The sequence below is a fragment of the Thermococcus celer Vu 13 = JCM 8558 genome (genome assembly GCF_002214365.1).
GTDB classification, from domain to species: Archaea; Methanobacteriota_B; Thermococci; order Thermococcales; family Thermococcaceae; genus Thermococcus; species Thermococcus celer.
In genome coordinates this window covers 1,228,447-1,246,253 of the sequence record NZ_CP014854.1, presented here as the reverse complement: position 1 = coordinate 1,246,253, position 17,807 = coordinate 1,228,447, and the positions used below count along the sequence as shown (strand labels likewise).

Below are 17,807 nucleotides of genomic sequence, written 5' to 3'. Positions count from 1 at the left end.
TAATCCGGGATTTGGTGGGGGGCTAATGTTTCCCAATTATGCAAGTTAAAAAGAAATAATAGAAGCACCTTTCATAGATCTAAAGTCCTGTGGGGTTGTCAATAAATACCGTTCTAACCCCGAACTTCTCCCTCAGGAGCGGCATCAACGCCTTAACCCCGAGGGTTTCCGTCTTGTAGTGGCCCGCGACGAGGACGCTCTGCGGCAGGTCCACCGCGGTCAGGTAATCGGCGTGCCCGAACTCCCCGGTGACCAGCAGGTCGATGCCCCTCCTGTGCGCCTCTTCAAGGGCGAAGGCCCCGGCTCCGCTTATCGCCCCGACGGTCTTTATCTCCCCCTTCCCGAAGTCGTAGGTTCTGACCGTTGCGTCGAGCCTCTCCGCCGTTATCTGCGCTACCTTCTCAATCGGCTGGGGCTCCTCGAACTCACCCCAGAACCCGATGTCCAAGCTCTTATACTCGCCGAATGGTCCCTTAGGCTCGAGGCCGAGGATCCTTAGGAGTTCCACGTTGTTTCCGACCTCGGGATGGGCGTCCAGCGGCAGGTGGGCCGCGTAGAGGTTCAGGCCGCCCTCTATCAGCGCCTTCAGGCGTTTGTAGTGCACGCCCGTGACGTAGTCTATGCCGCCCCATATCATGCCGTGGTGGACCACCAGCATGTCCGCTCTTCCCTTAACCGCCCGCTCTATCGTCTTAAGGGTCGTATCGACGGCGAAGGCTATCCTCCTGACCTCTTCCTTCCCCTCGACCTGCAGGCCGTTGCTCGACTTGTCGGGGAAGGCTGAGATCTGCAGGTATTCGTCGAGAAACCCGACTACCTCGTCCCTATTCACCACATCGACCACCGAACCCACTCCTCAACTGGCCTTTTAACACCTCCGCAGGGGCAAGCTTTTAAGAGGCCCGCCCAACCCGCTCCGAGAGGTGTAGGTATGGGCGAGGAGTTCAGGAAGGCCGTCGAGGAGCTGGCGAGACTCGTGATGGGCGGCGAGATAAAAAGCAAAGGGGAGCTCAACCGCTGGAAGGTCAGGATAGCGAGGAGGTACCACCTGTCGAAGATCCCGGGCAACTCCGATATACTGAAGGCCATCCCCGAGGACAAACGGGAGAACTTTAGGGACCTGCTCAGGAGGAAGCCGACGAGGACGATAAGCGGCGTGGCAGTTGTGGCGATGATGACGAAGCCCTTTCCCTGTCCCCACGGCCGGTGCATCTACTGCCCCGGCGGGCCGAGCGTCGGTTCCCCCCAGAGCTACACGGGGAGGGAACCTTCAGCTTTAAGGGCCGTCCAGAGCGCCTATCACCCCTACATCATCATGATGCGCAGGCTCAAACAGCTCACGGACATAGGCCACGACGTGGACAAGGTCGAGGTCATAATCCAGGGTGGAACGTTCCCCGCGGTGGACCTCGATTATCAGGAGTGGTTCGTCAAGGAGGCCTTCAAAGCCATGAACGACTTTCCGCACTTTAAAGAGATAGAGAACCTCGAGGAGAAGCTCGTGAGGCTGATAGTGAAGAAAGACGCGTCCGTCTTCGATGAGGACCCGGATTTCAGGGCCGCCTGGGAGAGGACGCACTCGAAACCCTACTACTACCTCGAGGAGGAGCAGAGGAAGAACGAGAGGGCGAAGGTGCGGATGGTTGGGCTAACCATCGAGACGCGCCCGGACTGGGCCTTCGAGAGGCAGATAGACAGGATGCTCCGGCTGGGGACGACGAGGGTGGAGCTCGGCGTTCAGACCGTCTTCAACTTCATCCACGAGAGGACGCGGAGGGGACACGGCGTCGAGGAGATAATAAAGGCCACTCAACTCCTCCGCGATGCGGGCCTCAAGATCAACTACCACATCATGCCCGGCCTCCCCGGGAGCAACTTCGAGAGGGACCTCTACACGTTCAGGGCCATCTTCGAGGACCCCCGCTTCCGTCCGGACATGCTTAAGATTTACCCGACGCTCGTGACCGCGGATGCACCGCTCTACAGCCTTTGGAAGGCCGGGAAGTACCGCCCCTACCACACGGAGGAGGCCGTTGAGCTCCTCGTCGAGGCCTACAGGCTCTTCCCGAAGTGGGTCCGCGTGATGAGGATACAGCGCGACATCCCGGTCCAGCTCATCGTCGACGGCGTCAAGCACTCCAACCTGGGCCAGCTGGTCTTCAACGAGCTGGTGAAGAGGGGAATAAGGCCGAGGGAGATAAGGTTTAGAGAGGTCGGGCACGTCATGGAGAAGTTCGGGGTTGAGCCGGATGTGGAGCACATCGAGCTCCTCCGCGAGGACTACGACGCGGCCGGCGGAAGGGAGGTCTTCCTCAGCTTCGAGGATACGAAGAACGACATCCTAATCGGCTTCCTCCGCCTCAGGATCCCGAGCGAAAGAGCCCACAGGAAGGAGATAAACTGCTGTTCCTCTGCGATAGTGAGGGAGCTCCACGTTTACGGCCCGCTCGTGCCCATCGGTGGGAAGCCGAGGTACGAGTGGCAGCACCGCGGCTACGGGAGGGAGCTCCTGAGCGAGGCCGAGAGGATAGCGCGCGAGGAGTTCGAGGTAAAGAAGATGCTCGTCATCAGCGGCGTCGGGGTCAGGGAGTACTACCGGAGGTTCGGCTACCGGAAGAACGGCCCCTACGTGGCCAAGAGGCTCGATAAGGGCTACGCCGACTTCGATACAAGGGGACACTTCGACGCTCACCTGAACACCTAAGCCTCGGCTTCCTCCAGTTTTTCTTCTATTGCCCTGATCTCCGCCTCCCTGACCGCCTCCTCGTGCTCGAGGTCTCCCCGCTTCCCTTTCAGCCTCTTTGAAAGCCTCAACAGGTCTTCCTCCGGGCCGTAGCACACCAGAACGTCGCCGGGCTTTATCAGCGTGTCCCCCCTCGGTGCCCCGATGTAGACCTCCTTCCCGTCGATTTTCCGGTAGATGCCGAGGACGATAACGCCTTCTCTGTTGAGTTCAAGCTCCCTGAGCGTTTTGTTGGCCAGCCAGCTCTTGGCTTTCACCCTTATCTGGGAGATGGAGTAGCCCTTCGTAATCCCGAGCAGCTGATTGTAGTCGTACACCCTGAGCTCCGGAAAGGCCCTCTTGAGAAAACGTTTTATCCAGCGCCTCATGACCTTCTCGAGCCTCTTCGAGGTGAACGTCAGGTAAAGAATGATCAGGCTGAGGGCGAGGATTACCAGCGAGCTCTTGGTTTCTTCGCTGCTCCTCCCCACGAAGGTGAGGACGAGGGTGGCGATGGCGGAGGTTATCCCCGCGCTCCCGAGGAATATCAGGGTTCGTATTATCTTCCTCCTCGCCGGGTTCGAGACCACGTACTCGCTCTCGCTCGTCGTGAAGCCGGCCCCCGAGAACGCCGACTGGGCCTGGAAGGAGGCGACCTCCCTCGATAGCCCGGTCATCTCGAGTGCTATCGCTCCGATTCTGACTATAAGAACCGAGAGTGTGATGACCAAGATTAATGAGAGGAGGGCCAGCACGCTTTCACCCGGTTACGGGTTCGGCGCTTGGGTTTTTAGAGGTTTTTGCCGTGAGGGCTATCGCGATGAAGCTGGCCCCGCTAATCATGAGGTCGATGGACACGAAGAGCCCGACGGCCCACAGGCTGGACCACGGCCACTGGAGGACTATGATGAGTCCAAGGAGGATGGTGAGGAACCCTGAGAGCGTCATCAGCGCCCACCGGTTCACGTCCTTGTTCTGGAACGCCACCGCTATTCGTATGGTGCCCACTGTTATTAATGCGACTCCGAGGATTATCGTGAACACCGTCGTGGCCAGCACCGGATTCTCCAGGGTCACCATGCCGCCTATTACGTAAACAAGTCCCATGAGGATGTGCAGCCTTCTGCTCTTCCAGTTTTTGGTCTTCGTGAACCCCTGCCACGCCTGAAGTGCTCCGGCGACTGCCATAAAGGCCCCGAATACGGCCACGCTCGTTATGCTTATCAGGGGCAACAGGAGGAGCCCTGCGAAGCCAAGGGTCGTAAAGATTATTCCGAGCCCAGCAACCACACCCAGTTCCTCTTGACTTCACCGTAGTTCATCGTTCACACCTCCAGCTTTTTTTCACAGATTGTTATTAAAATAGTTTAAAACCTTTTCTGTCCCTTGGTCGGTGGTTGACGGAACATTTTCTTATTGGTAAAACTTTTAAGCGATCATGGAAAGTCCTCCTACGGTGGAATCGGTGGTAAAAAAACCTCAGGTCTCGTACGAGACGAGTTTTAGGATCAAGGTTCTCACACTGGCCATCATCTTTGGAATAGCCATATTCATGATAGTTTACTATCCCCTGATCTCCCATCAGACAAACCCGTGGGGCGTTGCCGCCCCAAAGGGGCGTATCGTCCTCGCCGGGAACTTCACCCTCGGCCCCGTTAGCTACACAAACGCCGTCCCCGTAACTTCCCGGAACAACCTTCTCGTTCTCAGGGGCAACGATGACATGGGTGACACCCTGACTGTGAAAATCACAACGCCCGGCTGGTGCGCTGATCTCTGGGTATGGGGTGGCTCTTCGAGGAGCTGGCAGCGGAAGTACAACTGCGCGAGGGAGCTTCAGTTGAGCCAGTACGCATTCAGGAGGCTTCCGACCCACGAGGCGGAGGAGATACTTTACTGGTACCTTGAGGATGGCTACGTGATAGTTTTCAAGAAGGAGGGTCCAGTCCAGAACTACGAGCTCGTCAACTTTACGGTAACGTACGGCGGGCAGAGCGACTGGGGAGCCTTCAAGGTGTCGCTCCAGAGGTCGTGAGGTGATCCCATGAGGATTTCCTACGAGACCGAGTTCCGGCTAAAGGTCATCCTTATAGTCCTCTTTTTCGGCCTCTTCATCTTCAGGATAGTCTATTACCCCATCCTCACCCACAAAAGCGTGCCCTACGGTGTCGCCGCGCCGAAGGGGCAGATAGTTCTCCTTGAAAACATCACACTCGGCAACCACACCTGGAAGAACGCGGTGGACATGGAGGAGCACCTGATACTGAAGGGAAGCGAGGATTACGGGAATTCCATTCTCCTGGAGATTCAAACCCCCGGCTGGTGTGCGGACGTTGCCTTCTGGGACGGGGAGAAGTTCATCGTGAACGAGAAATGCAGGAGAAAACTTTCTATCTCCAAGTACTTCTTTGTGATAACCAGCGCAATGTACTGGTACGTTGAACCGGGCTACCACCTGATATTCTACCGGCCCGACGGAAAACCTGAGGAGTACGAGCTCGTCAACTTTACGGTAACGTACGGCGAAAAAACAGACTGGGGGGCCTTTAAAGTAGCCTACGGTAAAGAGTAGGGGGTCCCCCGGACTCTGACCTTCGGGGGTTGTGACCGGTTCGAAGGACAACTAAAGTTCCGATGCCTTTTTAACCGCTCCCGTTAACGGAGTCCCATGAGGTTCAAGCCGAGGCCGTTCACGGAACCCGTGCCCTTCAGGTGCGAGTTCTGCCTTGACTGCTGTCGCGGGAGGCACGTCTACCTGACCCTCAGGGATATAGAGCGGATAGCGGAGGCCGGCCACGACCCGCAGGACTTCGTGACGTTCTCCGTTGAGGGGAAGAGAATCCGCTTCGTTCTGAGCGTAAGGGAGTGGGACCTGGGTTGCGTCTTCCACGACCCGGAAACGGGGAGATGCAGGATCCACGACGTCAGGCCGTTGATATGCAGGATATACCCCTTCATGGTCTCGAGGAAGCCGCTCGGCGTTGAGGGTGAGGGACCCTTCGATCACAAAGGTGAGAGGCTGTGGCTGTACTACGATGAAAACTGCCCGGGAGTGAACGCCGAGAACCCCGAGACGGTGATAACCCCCGGGGAGATAGCGGGGCTCGGCCTCGAGTTCGAGGAGGAACTTGAGAGAACCGACCTGGACGGCCTTGCGGAGCTCCTGGATGGAACCGAAAGGTAGATATACTTCTTTGAGTATTATAAGAACATGGGCATGTTGAAGTACATCCTGCTCGGTTGCTTCGCCCTTCAGGGGCTCATAAACGTCCTCCTCTTCGGTTTTCCACCCGTAATGTTCTCGGTCGTGATACCCAACTCCATCTATAAGGAAATCTACTGGCTCGTTCCCTTCCTGATTGTCTTCTACCTCCTCCTCGCGGTCGCTTCCCTCTATTACCTGGGCGCCTCCGGTTACGCGGGCAACCCGCCGGTGCCAAAGCGCGGAAGACTCCTCGGTTTCCTGTACTTCTCCCTGGGCGCGGTCGGTTCGGCCTGGGTGCTGCCTGAGTTTTCCACACCCCGGGAGGGGGTTATCCGGTTGGCGTTTGTCCTGTGGCTCCTCTCCTCCGTCTGTGGCATCGTCGCCCTCTGGCGGTTAAAGGAAAGCGTAACGGGACTCGTTGCTGCGGTCGTGATGGTCCTGGTCCTCGTGTCCGCCTTCCTCAGTTTCGTTACGGCTGGATGGCTGGCCGAGGACTACGGCGTCCACCTCAGGGCCAGCGAGGGCATCCCGGAGAACGCCACCGTTATCGTCGCCCACCCTCAAAACGTCAGCCCCCCGAACGGCTTTTAAGCCTCCCGTCGGGGGCCCTTCACGGGACCCTTACCCTCGGGGTTTGACAAAGGCCATGAAAAGGAAAAATTTGAAAAACGACCTCAACCCTTCAGGATATCCACTATCTGCTCCGCAACCTGAACACCGGCGCGCATCTGGGCTTCCACGGTCGACGCTCCTATGTGGGGTGTTAGGACCACGTTGTCGAGCTTCGTGAGCGGGTGGTCCTTCGGCAGGGGCTCCTCCTCGTAGACGTCGAGGCCTGCCCCCGCGATCCATCCTTCCTTGAGGGCCTTCACGAGGGCTTTCGTGTCGACCACCGGCCCCCTCGCGGCGTTTATGAGTATCGCGCTCTTCTTCATGAGCTTTAAACGCTCCTCGTTTATGAGGTGGTAGGTCGAGTCGACGAGCGGGACGTGCAGGGTTACCACGTCGCTCTCCCTGAGCAGGGTCTCGAGGTCCGCGAACCTTCCGCCTACTTCTCTGGCCCTCTCCTCGTTCGGGTATGGGTCGTAGAGCAGGACGTTCATTCCCAGGGCGCTGGCTATCTTCGCTATCTGGTAACCTATCCTGCCGAAGCCGATTATTCCCAGGGTTTTGCCCTCGAGTTCGATCCCCATGCACTGCTTCTTGGCCCAGACGCCCTCCCTCATCTTCCTGTCGGCGAAGGCAACCTTCCTGGCGACGTTGAACATCAGGGCGAGGACGAGCTCCGCAACGCTCCTCGAGCTGGCCCCGGGACTGTTCACCACCTTTATCCCGCGCTCCTTCGCCGCTTCAAGGTCTATGTTGTCCAGCCCGACGCCGGCCCTTCCGATTACCTTGAGCTTGGGAGCGGCCTCTATGACCCTCCTCGTGATCTTCGGCTTGCTCCTGACGATGATGGCGTCGACGTCCCCCACGAGCTCTACGAGCCTATCCTCGTCCGGGTACTCCTCGTAAACCATCTCGAAACCGGCGTTCTTCAAAACCTCAATCGCCTTCTCGTGCAAAGGTGCGGCAACGAGAACCTTCATAACCAATCACCTCATCCCCTTCTCTTTATGGCCATGAGCAGAACCTGATCCGAGGCGTCCTCCGCGTGGTCCGCCACGTCACCTATCTTGGTCAGGACCTGGTTCCAGATGATCTTGGCGTAGGTGGTGATGGTCTCGCTTTCGAAGGCCCTCTTCTTTACGTTGTACTCCACCTCGTCGGCCCTCTCCTCGGCGTCCTCAACCGCCTTGGAGAGCTCTATTGCCCTATCGACGTCGGAGTTGAGGGCCTTGACCGCCTCCTTCAGGAGATCGTACGTCTCGATGGTGGAATCAACCAGCTCCATTATCTCGTCCTTGAGCTCCGCCGGAACCTTCGGCCTCGCAAGTATCAACGTGTGGGCCGAGCTCTCGGCCGCGTCGGCCACCTGATCGACGAGTTCGCTCAGCCTCACGTAGTCACCCCTGTTCGCCGGAAGGAACGCACCTTCGTAGAGCATTCTCTCGATGCTTCTCCTCAGCTTATCGGCCTTGGTCTCGAGCTCGTCGACCTCCCTCTCAAAGGCCTCGGCCCTCTCGAGATCACCATTGAGGTAGGCCTTCACGAGCTCCCTGAAGGCCGCCAGCGTCTCGTCCACGACCGCGAGGTGGTCCTCAATGGTCTCGAAAACATCGCTTTCCTTACCACCGAATATGGCCATTTCCCTCCCTCCGTGATGGTATCAACGGGTGAGTTTATTTACTTTTTTCTTTTGAAACCCTCACGGGAAGCCAGGGTCTCCTTGGCCTTGATGAGCGTCCAGAGGAGTTCGTTCCTCGGCGCCTCGAGGCCGACGGACTGGGCGTACTCGACTATCTTACCGTGGATGTAGTCGACCTCCGTCCTCTTCCCGCGCTTTATGTCCTGCAGGGTCGAGTTGTAGTTCTCCCTCGTGCGCTCGATGGTGTCCCAGAGGAGCTCCAGGGGGTGGACCTCGAACTGGACGCCCAACTGCTGGGCAACGATACAGCCCTCCCTCGCGATGTCCACGGATATCCCCTCGAGGTGGGGGTCGTCCTTCAGGAAGCCGTTCCTGACCTCAAGAACCGTCCCGAGCCCGTTGATGACGGAGTTCACTATCGCCTTGGCCCACTTCCAGCCGTTGACGTTCTCCGTGACGTGTGTCTCCAGACCAGAGGAGTTGAAGACCTCCGCGACCTCATCGACGAATGGGTCCCTCCCCGTTGGGTATCGTCCGATGACCGTGATCCCCTTCCCCGTCCACCTCACGTGGCCCCACTCAACGAGCATGGCACCGTTGGTCGTTACCCCGCCCATGACGTTGGACGTGAACCTGAGGGCGAGCTCCTCGTTGCCCAGACCGTTTTGGATGCTGAGCACCCACGTTTCGGGTCCTATGCTGTTACGCGCACACTCGAGGGCCTCCCTCGTGGAGTACGACTTGGTGGAGAGCATCAAAAGCTCCGGGGGGTCGGGGGGAGCGTGGAGCGTCGCCTTGGGGTAGACGGTGAAATCCTCGATTCCGGAGATGTGGAGGCCGTTCTCCTCTATCGCCCTCACGTGTTCCTCCCGGCCGATGAGCGTTACGTCGTTCCCGGCCCTCGTTAGCAGGGCCCCGAAGAGCGAGCCTATGCTCCCCGCCCCGAGTACGTAGATCTTCATCCCACCACCGTAAGCGTTTAAAGGGCCATCCTTAAAGCCTTAGCGATGGGGAGCGATGCTGAGCGTTGAGCACTTCAGGATATCCGGAAGGGGCGTTTGGATCGCCGTTCTCTGGGAGGAGAAAATCCAGGGGATAACCTTCTCCCTCGAAGGGGAAGGGCTCGAAAACAACCTGGAAAGGCTCACGGGCTTCCTGCGGAGGAGGGGGGTTGGCATGGATTTAGCCATTGAAACCTCACGGTACCCTTCCGTCGTTCGCGACGTCATCCTGGGGAGGGTTGAGAACTCCGAAGTCCTCTCGATGCTCTCCTTCGGGGGCGTTACTCAGTTTGAGAGAAGGGTTTATGAATGGCTCACGAAAAACGTTAAAAGAGGGAGCGTTATAACCTACGGTGACCTCGCGAACGTCCTCGGAACCTCTCCAAGGGCCATCGGGGGAGCGATGAAGAGGAACCCGTACCCGATAGTCGTTCCCTGTCACAGGGTCGTGGCCAGAGATGGCATCGGTTACTACACTCCGAGACTGGAGGAAAAGGTGTTCCTGCTCGGAATCGAGGGGGTGGAAGTATGGACAAGCTCAAGGCGTACCTGATAGCCTTCGTTCTCATCGTCCTTGGGATAGCCGCCGGGATAGTCTGGTACGGCGGCTGGAAGCTGCTGCTCCAGGTGATACTGGTACTCGGCTTCCTCGGCGTTACCTTAATGCTGCTCTTCTTCACCGGTCTGACGCTCTACGCCGGGAGCTGGAAGTACGGCACTTTACTGGGCGTGCTCACGGCGATAAGCGGCTACGGCCTCTACCTCAGCGTAATATGGGAGAGGCTGAACATCGTCGCAGGGATAATAATTTTCTTCGTCGCGGCCCTCGCCTTCGGCATCTGGTACATCAGCGAGCCCGATTTGGGCATAGCCGACCGCTTCCGCTCGGCTGAGAGCCTCGAGAAGGCGGGCAAGTACAAGGCCGCCGCCAGGAAGTACGAGAAGGCCGGCAACTACCTGAAGGCCGCCGAGACTTACGAGAAGCTCGGCTGGATGGAGAGCGCCGCCTGGGCCTACGAGAAGGCCGGGAAGTACGAGAAGGCGGCCGAGATCTACGAGCAACTCTACGAGAAGGAGAAGGACACCTACTACCTCAAGGAGGCCCACGAGTACTGGAAGAAGGCCGGGGACATGGAACGGGCCGCGAAGGCCCTCGAGCGCTACGCCGAGGAGGAACCCTGGTTCTGGGAGGACGTGGCGAAGCTCTACGAGGAGCTTGGAAACGAGGAGAAGGCCAGAGAAGCCTGGGAAAAAGCGCTGGAGTACTACCTGGGAGAGGCTAAAGAGGAAGGCGTGTTCTACGAGGACGTGGGCAACATAGCGAGGAAACTCGGGAAGGAGGAGCTCGCGAGGGAAGCTTATCAGAGGTTCCTCGAGTACTGCCTGAAGGAGGCCGAGGAGGACCCGATGTGGTGGAAGCACGTTGCGGAGGCCTACGAGTACCTCGGCGAGAAGGAGAAGGCTGAAGAGGCCAGAAAGAAGTACGAGGAGTACAGGGCAAAGATAATGAAGGCCAACGAGGAGACCTCGAACTTCCCAGGGGATAAAGAGGAGGGCTAATACAGCGCCCCTTCTTCGTCCATCTTCCTGAGTTCCTCCTCCATCTCCCGCTCCTTTCTCTCCGCGTAGCGTTTCATCCATCTGGAGAACGGCCGGGGCATCACGGCCAACATGATCACGTTAAGAAGACCGAGAATGAGTTGGGTGTTTTTGAATATTAATTATTATGATCAAAAAGTTTTTATTGACGATTTATCCGTTGTACATTGGTGACGTTATGAAGAATAAAACTGGTATATTAATGATAACAATGATTTTATTCTTTGATGGCATAATCTCAGGAACTTCTGTATACAAAATACCCACAAACTCCAAAGAGTATCTTGGGGCAAAGGTAGAATACACGCGCAGTTTCATTCATCCAGTTCTTGAGATCAAACTTCCAGCTAAGGGCTACGGGGTAATTACTGCGTCAATTCTTCTCCCGAACGGTTCCCCCATGGAACTCGGAACCTTCTCGGGACGGGACAAAGTAAAGATAAGCTATGGTGAGCTGATGAAGGCAATGAAACTCCGGGGTTTTTACTTAAAGAACGCTGGACTCGATTCCAAAGCGGTCTCGCCTTCGCTTCTGCTCCTCGGGACCCTTCATGATGATGACGGCAACGTTGGTTACTTTGTAGAAACCGTACCGATCAACGTGGAAGAGGTGTTAGAAAGGAGAAGCATCCGGGTGAACTTACCAAAAGAAAATCCCAGAATTCTTTACACCAAAAAACAGATAATGGAAAAGCTTAGCTCAATGAAACTTCAACGGACCAATGATCTTGTATCGAATAAAAATAATAGAGAGGTCACTCCAGTGATCACGGAGGGCTGGCCTCCCGGTTCTCACATTGACAATTGCTATCGGAGGGGATACAATTATCAGTACTGCCTTGTATGGAGATTAGAGCGCATCGTAACGGTAAAATCTAACGCCCTTATACCCGTAGCCACCTTTGAGATACGTGGTGACACGGACAAGATAAATGGCATCACCATGACCTCGATATACCATCACAAGACCGCGCAAGGCCTTGAGCTAACTTTCTCCGCAGCGGCCGCGATACAAAAAGGAGGGGATAGCTCTTCCATTGAAGCTCAAATAATAGGAACCTCTTACAGCATCGATACAAGAGATATCGGAATTTCAAGCTCCTACGTTCGTGTCTGGGGTTCGGAGATTTCGGATCCCTCGGTTATAGGGGCTGGAATCAGGGGTACCGTCGCACTGGCAAAGTACAGACTCTGCGTGTGGGATGGCTTATTTTATGAGAAACTCGACGATGTCGCCTACGTAATACTTGGAAAACCCGATGAGAGGGACATGGAGTTGCGTAAGTTTGTTGAACATGGTGAACCTAACCGGTACGGTGGGATCGGAAGGAAAACCATGTGGTTCGTTCACAACTACTGGAAACCAACAACCCATGATAGCCAGCGGGGAGGACTGACAAAATATGATGTGGATTTCGTATCCTCCACTGACACGATTCCTTTATTTACGGCGTCGGCAGCGGTACTCGGAACCCTCGATTACAATAATCTTGAGATATTCCCCTTTATAATGGCGGTGGGGCTCGGATTTAACACTAAGAGCACTGAATTCTCGCTGATTCATGTTGATCTGCAACTAAAGGAAGAATACAGGGATCAATATGTTAACGGGGTTTTCTACTCAAGTAAAGTTAAGTTTGACTACAATGGACACGATTATAACCTGGCGGGCATGTACGGGGATATCTACATTCCAGGAGATGGAAGTTTTCCTCCGTGCAATCCAAGAACGGGGATATACCTTTTCCCTTTGTGCATGTCCATGAACCTTTGCCAACCTTTTTAAAATCCGGGTGGAAGTTTCCCCGGGTGGTAACGATGATGGGAATGAACCCCCGGCAGATGAAGAAGCTCATGCGCCAGATGGGAATCAGGATGGAGGAGCTCGAGGGCGTTAGGGAGGTCATCATAAGGCTCGAGAACAGGGAGATAGTCCTCAGGGACCCTGCCGTTACGGTGATAAGTGCTCAGGGCGAGAAGAGCTACCAGATTGTCCCGGGGAGCGAGGAAGTAAGGGCGGTGGTGGAGATCTCCGAGGAGGATGTAAGGCTCGTCATGGAGCAGACGGGCGTTGACCGCGACACCGCCAGAAAGGCCCTCGAAGAGGCCAACGGCGACCTGGCCGAGGCGATACTGAAGCTGACGGAAGAATGAAAAGGGCTGTTTTCTAAATAGTAACTATCACAATATTTGAATATTTTTGTTTTTCAAAAAAACTTTAAATGGCTCCGTGTTTAACTGTTAATGTCCCCGATATGTGGGGTTTTAAGCCCGAATGGGGGTTGGAAACGGAAGATGTGGGGAGTTTCCGTTCCCCCCGAAAGCCACCCGATGAAGATGGGAGGGTGGAAGGTTGGCCGTAACGATGTTTACAAAAGTTACGGCTAACCAGAACGGTTAACCCTCCCCGTGCTCTTTTGTAAACCTTTCTATCGCCTTGGTCAGCGGAATCAGGTGCATCAGAGCCGGACCACCGGCCATCAGCACCGCGACGAGCCCCGCCTCGTACAGCTCCTCGGGCTTCGCACCCGCCTCGAGGGCCTTCTGGGTGTGGAGGACTATGCACCACTCGCATCCCGTGGCTATACCGAGGGCGACCGCTATGAGCTCCTTCTCCCGCGTCGTCAGGGCCTTGTTATCGAGGGTCTCACGGAGGAAGCGCGAGAACGCCCCCATCTCCTTGGGGTGCTTCTTTCCGAGCTTTTCCAGGAGCTCCTCAATCTCCCGGAGTTTGGTATCAACGTCTTCATGCTCCATGGAAACCACCGGATTACATTCTGCTTTTCCGTTTAAAGGCGTATTGTAAACTTCCGGTTGGAAACCCCTGATTTGAAACGCTGGAAGGGCAAAGGGCGCCGTTAACCGGTTAGACTGAACCGGTTATGGTAAAAGCAGACCTGCCGGAAAACGTGGAAAATGGGTGAATGGGACCAGAGAGATTTTTACATCGTCCCTTGTCCATTCTGGGCCTTCTTCTGTCTTATCTTTAGAATGTCGTCTATAACATCGACGAGCGATGCGATGATCTCGTCGTGTTTTCCGCCCTCAACCCCGTACACTGACTTCAGCTTTTCCAGCAATGCTCCGAGGGTTTCGTTGTCCAGCTTTAGAAGGTGCTCCGCCTGCTGGGCCATGAAGGCAAGGACGGTTGCGCGTACGTCCTGCCTGTCGAGGAGTTTCATCATGAGGATCATGCTGCCCTTCAGTATCCTCTCGTCAACCACCCTGTCGTTTATCTCCTTGAGGAGGGCGAGGGCGCTTTCGATGTCCCTGGAGTTGTTGGACTTCAGGAGGACGTCCAGCAGGGAGAGGATGTAATGTGCCGTGCCCGGGTACTGGGCGTATATCTCGGCGAGGGTCTTCGCAGCCGTGTTCCTTACCCATCGGTTCTTGCTCTTCAGAAACTCCCCCAGAACTGGAAGGATCGAGTAGGCCGTTGTAGGCCCGAGGTACGGGACGACCTTTGAGACGATCCAGAGGGCGTCGGTTCTCAGCGTGTAGTCGTCGGAATTGAGCATGTCAACGACCCTGTCGAGAACCTCGGGGCTCTGCCTCGCCATCTCGGCGACTATCTCCAGTTTCCCGGCGTCAAGGAGGGTCCCTATGTCGTCTATGCTGTACTGATCCACTTCGAGTTGGGTTTTGTACGAGACCACCTCGCCCCTTTCCTCGTCCACCTGAGCCACCTTTAGTATCCTCTCCCTGACAAGTTCGGCCGATTCTTTGAGCTCCTTATCCTTGAGGTACGGTTCTATCTTCTTCAGCGTCAGGTTCAACGTTTGCTTTGAGACCATGTCCCTTCTCGTGACGAGCCTTTCAAGGGCCTTGAAGACCCTCTTCCTCGTGTAGTTGTCGGACTCGTCGAGGGTCTCCGCCAGCCCCCTTACTACCTTGTCAACGGTCTTCTTATTGTTCGTTTTATAGGCCATCTCCGTCAGCGCCGTGATGGCGGCGTTTTTGATCTCCCTCCTTTGACTACCCGTTATCAGGGACAACAGTTTACCAATGATCCTCGACGCGATCACCGCTATCTTGGCGCCTATACTTCCGAGACCTTCGGCCGCGTATTCGCTGAGGATGGGAACCCCAGATTTCACGACCCCCATCAAAGCGTTCGTGGCCTTCTCGTAGCTCTCTTGATCGAGTTCAACCTTTTCCAGGATCATGTTCAGCGTCTCAATGGCCTCGAGGGAGACCTTCTCTTCGCTGTCCTTCGTCAGTTTAATTATCTTATCGAGCGCCAGCTTTACCCTCTCCGGGTCTATCGCGTTGTTTTTCACCAGGTCCTGGATGACGTAGAGGGCGTTCTTCCTTACGTTGGAGTCCGGGTCATCCAGAAGCTCCACCAGAACTTTGAACCCCTCGGAATATTTCGAGGCCAGTTCAATAACATCGTGGAACTTCCAACCCTTTAGATCTTCCCTCATACCGTTCTTGTCGATTATAACATCCGTCTTGGAGATTATCAGTAGCGGGAGGGGGATCATGGAATCGCACCCCGATGATCTTTTACATAAGTTCTCTCTCATGCTTAAATTCTTTTTGATAATTCAAGACGGAGGTTTGAAACGTTTGATCTTGGGTTCTTTTTGGGCTCTCTGCGGTAACAACGCCTATAAACCCGGGTACCCCTTGGTTATCTGATGAGGGCGATAGGGGTCATAAGGCATTCGCCGGGGAGAAGGATGAACCGGGAGGAGTTTGAGGACCTGCTTAGAAGTGCGGGCTACGAGGTAGTGGCGATTCTGGAGCAGAGGAGGAAGGAGCATCCCCGCTACAACATCGGGAAGGGCAAGGTGAGGGAGCTGAAAGCGCTGGTGGATGAACTCAAACCGGACAAGGTGGTCTTCGCCAACAGGTTAACGCCGGGCCAGGCCTACAACCTCTGGAAGGAGCTGGGGGTCGAGGTAATCGACAAATGGCAGCTCGTCCTTGAGATATTCGAGGGGAGGGCCCACTCAAAGGAGGCCAAGCTTCAGGTCGAGCTCGCAAGCCTTCAATACGAGGTTCCGCTCGTGAAGGAGGCCATTAGGAGGATAAAACTCGGAGACAGGGCCGGTTTCAAGGGGATGGGCGAGTACCAGACGAGGCAGTACCTCAAACACATCCGGTACAGGATGGGCCGCATAAGGAAGGAGCTCGAGAGGGTCAAGGCCGATAGAGCTGTCAAGAGGAGAAGGCGCGAAGAGGTCGGCTTCGTCCTCATGGCCCTGGCTGGCTACACGAACGCGGGCAAGTCGACGCTCCTCAACGCCCTGGCAGAGGAAAGCGTCGAGGCAAGGAACCAGATGTTCACGACCCTCGACACGACGACGAGGCGCTTTAAGCTCGGCGGCAAGAGGGTTCTCGTAACCGATACGGTGGGTTTCATAGACGGACTCCCACCCTTCATAGTCGAGGCCTTCCACTCGACGCTCGAGGAGATAGTGAAGGCCGACGTGATGCTCCTCGTCCTCGACGTGAGCGAACCCTGGGGGGAGGTAAGGAGGAAGCTCCTGGCCTCCCTTGATGTCCTGCGGGAGCTGAAGGCCCTGGATAAACCGATGGTGGTCGTGCTCAACAAAATCGACCTGACCGCGGAGGAGGACGTCGAGGACAAGAGGACACGGTTGATGGAGATAATGGAGGAGCGTGGCCTCGACGTCCGCTTGGTTGCCGTGTCGGCAAAGCTCGGCCGGCTGGAGGAGCTCTACAGGGCCCTTGAGGAGATCATACTAACGCTGCCCAAGTACGGCTCCTTCGAGATAACCGTGGCCGAACCCGAGAACGTGCCGAAGGTTATGGCGCTTGTAAACTCCATCGGAGAGGTTCTCGAAGTCGAATACGGGGAGGAGACGAGGATAAGGGCCTACCTTCAGACGGGAATGATAAAAGAGCTGACGCGACTGGGGGTTAAAATAAAACGATTAGACCATCCCCACCAGCGCGAAGGCCTTGAAGATAACGAGCGAGATAACTATGGCGGTTAGGAGCGTGGCCACCCAGCCGAAGATTATGTCCCTGATGACGGACCTATCGACTCCCTCACCGGCGAGGAGGCCGACCCCAACGACGCCACCGACTATGGACTGACTCGAGCTGACGGGGAGGCCGAAGAGGTTCGCAAGGCTGACGGACATCGCCGAGCCGAACTGGGCCGCGAAGGCCGATATCGGGCCGAGGGCAGTTATCTTCTTTCCAACGGTGTGCATCACCGCGTAGCTGAAGGTGAGGGAGCCGATGGCCAGGCTGAGGGCCACGATAACCCCCGCGGTTCTGGGCCCCATGAAACCCGCACCAACTATCGGTCCGGAGGCGTTGGCGACCTCGTTGGTTCCGAAGTTGAAGGCCATGTACGAGCCACCGAGTATGGCCAGGGCCTTGTAGAGGGCCTCAATCGTCGACACGCTTTTTATTTCGGAGACGACCCACGCGTAGAACTTGTAGAGGACTATGGCGAGTATTCCGGAGAGGATGGGCGAGACGACCCACGCCGCGGCGATTTTACCGAGGGTGAACCAGTTCACGGGCGCGTGGGTGGCGAGGCCTACCCCGATAACGCCCCCGACAATGGCCTGCGTTGTGGAGACCGGGAGACCCTTCACCGTCGCTATCGTGACCCAGACGCCGGCCGCGAGGAGCGCTATAACCGCCATCTCCATCGTGAGGTACCCCGTGGGGACTATGCCCTTCCCGACCGTCTTCATGACCTTGTAGCCCTTGAGATAGGCACCCATGAGCACGAATATCGCTATGGTGAGCGTGGCCTGACGGAAGCTGAGTATCCCGGCGCCAACGGCGGTTCCCATGGCGTTGGCGGAGTCGTTGGAGCCTATGTTCCAGGCTATGTAGAAGGCCACTGCTATCACTGCCACCGTAAGCCCGTCCATGAGATCACCCCATATATAGTCTATATACCCACATGTAGTTTATATGCTTAAAAATTTAGCGGGCGAAGTTTTTTCGGGAAATCATGGCCTGATTTCGCCATTGGCGGTTGACAACGTTCATGCCTACCCAAAGGCAGCTGCCGAAGGGAGCTTAAGCCAATAC

20 protein-coding genes are annotated in these 17,807 nt (G+C 56.2%); 10 read left to right on the top strand and 10 right to left on the bottom strand.

Going from position 1 to position 17,807, the window contains the following annotated elements:
• Positions 1-79: 79 nt before the first annotated feature.
• Positions 80-832, bottom strand: a complete 753-nt coding sequence (locus tag A3L02_RS06965; RefSeq protein WP_088863854.1) for a Nif3-like dinuclear metal center hexameric protein — start codon at positions 830-832, stop codon at positions 80-82.
• Between the two features lie 99 nt (positions 833-931).
• Between A3L02_RS06965 and A3L02_RS06960 the strand changes: the two genes are divergently transcribed.
• Complete coding sequence (locus tag A3L02_RS06960) at positions 932-2,704, top strand: tRNA uridine(34) 5-carboxymethylaminomethyl modification radical SAM/GNAT enzyme Elp3 (protein ID WP_088863242.1); 1,773 nt, start codon at positions 932-934, stop codon at positions 2,702-2,704.
• On the opposite strand, the gene A3L02_RS06955 is transcribed toward A3L02_RS06960, so the two are convergent.
• Both A3L02_RS06955 and A3L02_RS06950 read right to left on the bottom strand, forming a co-directional pair.
• Positions 2,701-3,477: a TrkA C-terminal domain-containing protein gene (locus A3L02_RS06955; RefSeq protein ID WP_088863241.1), complete on the bottom strand. Its 777-nt coding sequence runs from the start codon at positions 3,475-3,477 to the stop codon at positions 2,701-2,703. The two genes, A3L02_RS06960 and A3L02_RS06955, sit on opposite strands and share 4 nt — an antisense overlap.
• Positions 3,478-3,481: 4 nt before the next feature.
• The gene (locus tag A3L02_RS06950; protein WP_237268586.1) at positions 3,482-4,012 is read right to left on the bottom strand and encodes an HdeD family acid-resistance protein; all 531 of its coding nucleotides are present in this window, start codon (positions 4,010-4,012) and stop codon (positions 3,482-3,484) included.
• A 166-nt stretch (positions 4,013-4,178) separates the two neighbouring features.
• Here A3L02_RS06950 and A3L02_RS06945 point away from each other — a divergent pair, with 166 nt between their 5' ends.
• From A3L02_RS06945 to A3L02_RS06930, 4 genes are all read left to right on the top strand, one after another.
• Positions 4,179-4,757, top strand: coding sequence for a hypothetical protein (locus A3L02_RS06945; protein WP_237268585.1), 579 nt, complete (start codon positions 4,179-4,181; stop codon positions 4,755-4,757).
• 9 nt (positions 4,758-4,766) lie between these two features.
• Positions 4,767-5,294: a hypothetical protein gene (locus tag A3L02_RS06940; protein ID WP_088863239.1), complete on the top strand. Its 528-nt coding sequence runs from the start codon at positions 4,767-4,769 to the stop codon at positions 5,292-5,294.
• A 96-nt stretch (positions 5,295-5,390) separates the two neighbouring features.
• On the top strand, positions 5,391-5,906 hold the full coding sequence (locus A3L02_RS06935) for a YkgJ family cysteine cluster protein (protein WP_088863238.1): 516 nt from the start codon (positions 5,391-5,393) through the stop codon (positions 5,904-5,906).
• Positions 5,907-5,933: 27 nt separating this feature from the next.
• Positions 5,934-6,518 (top strand): hypothetical protein, encoded by a 585-nt coding sequence (locus A3L02_RS06930; protein WP_088863237.1) that lies wholly within the window; start codon positions 5,934-5,936, stop codon positions 6,516-6,518.
• 83 nt (positions 6,519-6,601) lie between these two features.
• Here the strand turns inward: A3L02_RS06930 and A3L02_RS06925 are convergent, their stop codons facing one another.
• From A3L02_RS06925 to A3L02_RS06915, 3 genes are read right to left on the bottom strand one after another with little or no spacing between them, the layout of a single operon-like run.
• Complete coding sequence (locus A3L02_RS06925; RefSeq protein WP_088863236.1) at positions 6,602-7,516, bottom strand: hydroxyacid dehydrogenase; 915 nt, start codon at positions 7,514-7,516, stop codon at positions 6,602-6,604.
• 11 nt (positions 7,517-7,527) lie between these two features.
• Positions 7,528-8,175, bottom strand: a complete 648-nt coding sequence (locus A3L02_RS06920) for a TIGR00153 family protein (RefSeq protein WP_088863235.1) — start codon at positions 8,173-8,175, stop codon at positions 7,528-7,530.
• Positions 8,176-8,213: 38 nt separating this feature from the next.
• Complete coding sequence (locus A3L02_RS06915; RefSeq protein WP_088863234.1) at positions 8,214-9,137, bottom strand: 2-dehydropantoate 2-reductase; 924 nt, start codon at positions 9,135-9,137, stop codon at positions 8,214-8,216.
• 55 nt (positions 9,138-9,192) lie between these two features.
• On the opposite strand from A3L02_RS06915, the gene otg reads away from it, so the two are divergent.
• Both otg and A3L02_RS06905 read left to right on the top strand, forming a co-directional pair.
• Complete coding sequence (otg, locus tag A3L02_RS06910) at positions 9,193-9,729, top strand: methylated-DNA--protein-cysteine methyltransferase (protein WP_088863233.1); 537 nt, start codon at positions 9,193-9,195, stop codon at positions 9,727-9,729.
• Entirely contained in the window at positions 9,705-10,736 is a 1,032-nt protein-coding gene (locus tag A3L02_RS06905) for a tetratricopeptide repeat protein (protein WP_088863232.1), read from the top strand. Before otg ends, A3L02_RS06905 begins: the two co-directional genes overlap by 25 nt.
• Here A3L02_RS06905 and A3L02_RS10455 read toward each other — a convergent pair.
• The gene (locus tag A3L02_RS10455; RefSeq protein ID WP_257789349.1) at positions 10,733-10,855 is read right to left on the bottom strand and encodes a hypothetical protein; all 123 of its coding nucleotides are present in this window, start codon (positions 10,853-10,855) and stop codon (positions 10,733-10,735) included. The genes A3L02_RS06905 and A3L02_RS10455 overlap by 4 nt on opposite strands.
• Before the next feature lie 80 nt (positions 10,856-10,935).
• On the opposite strand from A3L02_RS10455, the gene A3L02_RS06900 reads away from it, so the two are divergent.
• On the top strand, positions 10,936-12,561 hold the full coding sequence (locus A3L02_RS06900; RefSeq protein ID WP_237268584.1) for a hypothetical protein: 1,626 nt from the start codon (positions 10,936-10,938) through the stop codon (positions 12,559-12,561).
• A gap of 32 nt (positions 12,562-12,593) precedes the next feature.
• Positions 12,594-12,929 carry a nascent polypeptide-associated complex protein gene (locus A3L02_RS06895; protein WP_088863231.1) on the top strand — a complete coding sequence of 112 codons (336 nt, stop codon included), beginning with the start codon at positions 12,594-12,596 and terminating at the stop codon, positions 12,927-12,929.
• A gap of 243 nt (positions 12,930-13,172) precedes the next feature.
• Here the strand turns inward: A3L02_RS06895 and A3L02_RS06890 are convergent, their stop codons facing one another.
• Positions 13,173-13,532 carry a carboxymuconolactone decarboxylase family protein gene (locus A3L02_RS06890; protein ID WP_088863230.1) on the bottom strand — a complete coding sequence of 120 codons (360 nt, stop codon included), beginning with the start codon at positions 13,530-13,532 and terminating at the stop codon, positions 13,173-13,175.
• 185 nt (positions 13,533-13,717) lie between these two features.
• On the bottom strand, positions 13,718-15,262 hold the full coding sequence (locus A3L02_RS06885; protein ID WP_088863229.1) for a HEAT repeat domain-containing protein: 1,545 nt from the start codon (positions 15,260-15,262) through the stop codon (positions 13,718-13,720).
• Positions 15,263-15,418: 156 nt separating this feature from the next.
• Here A3L02_RS06885 and hflX point away from each other — a divergent pair, with 156 nt between their 5' ends.
• Positions 15,419-16,744: a GTPase HflX gene (hflX, locus tag A3L02_RS06880; protein ID WP_088863228.1), complete on the top strand. Its 1,326-nt coding sequence runs from the start codon at positions 15,419-15,421 to the stop codon at positions 16,742-16,744.
• Here hflX and A3L02_RS06875 read toward each other — a convergent pair.
• On the bottom strand, positions 16,682-17,644 hold the full coding sequence (locus A3L02_RS06875) for an inorganic phosphate transporter (RefSeq protein WP_088863227.1): 963 nt from the start codon (positions 17,642-17,644) through the stop codon (positions 16,682-16,684). The two genes, hflX and A3L02_RS06875, sit on opposite strands and share 63 nt — an antisense overlap.
• Positions 17,645-17,807 lie beyond the last annotated feature (163 nt).

Coding starts and splice junctions, on each gene's coding strand:
- A3L02_RS06915 (WP_088863234.1), bottom strand. CDS start 9,137: ATGAAGATCTACGTACTCGGGGCGGGGAGCATAGGCTCGCTCTTCGGG.
- hflX (WP_088863228.1), top strand. CDS start 15,419: ATGAGGGCGATAGGGGTCATAAGGCATTCGCCGGGGAGAAGGATGAAC.
- A3L02_RS06925 (WP_088863236.1), bottom strand. CDS start 7,516: ATGAAGGTTCTCGTTGCCGCACCTTTGCACGAGAAGGCGATTGAGGTT.
- A3L02_RS06960 (WP_088863242.1), top strand. CDS start 932: ATGGGCGAGGAGTTCAGGAAGGCCGTCGAGGAGCTGGCGAGACTCGTG.
- A3L02_RS06895 (WP_088863231.1), top strand. CDS start 12,594: ATGATGGGAATGAACCCCCGGCAGATGAAGAAGCTCATGCGCCAGATG.
- A3L02_RS06885 (WP_088863229.1), bottom strand. CDS start 15,262: ATGATCCCCCTCCCGCTACTGATAATCTCCAAGACGGATGTTATAATC.
- A3L02_RS06940 (WP_088863239.1), top strand. CDS start 4,767: ATGAGGATTTCCTACGAGACCGAGTTCCGGCTAAAGGTCATCCTTATA.
- otg (WP_088863233.1), top strand. CDS start 9,193: ATGCTGAGCGTTGAGCACTTCAGGATATCCGGAAGGGGCGTTTGGATC.
- A3L02_RS06930 (WP_088863237.1), top strand. CDS start 5,934: ATGGGCATGTTGAAGTACATCCTGCTCGGTTGCTTCGCCCTTCAGGGG.
- A3L02_RS06920 (WP_088863235.1), bottom strand. CDS start 8,175: ATGGCCATATTCGGTGGTAAGGAAAGCGATGTTTTCGAGACCATTGAG.
- A3L02_RS06905 (WP_088863232.1), top strand. CDS start 9,705: ATGGACAAGCTCAAGGCGTACCTGATAGCCTTCGTTCTCATCGTCCTT.
- A3L02_RS06890 (WP_088863230.1), bottom strand. CDS start 13,532: ATGGAGCATGAAGACGTTGATACCAAACTCCGGGAGATTGAGGAGCTC.
- A3L02_RS06875 (WP_088863227.1), bottom strand. CDS start 17,644: ATGGACGGGCTTACGGTGGCAGTGATAGCAGTGGCCTTCTACATAGCC.
- A3L02_RS06935 (WP_088863238.1), top strand. CDS start 5,391: ATGAGGTTCAAGCCGAGGCCGTTCACGGAACCCGTGCCCTTCAGGTGC.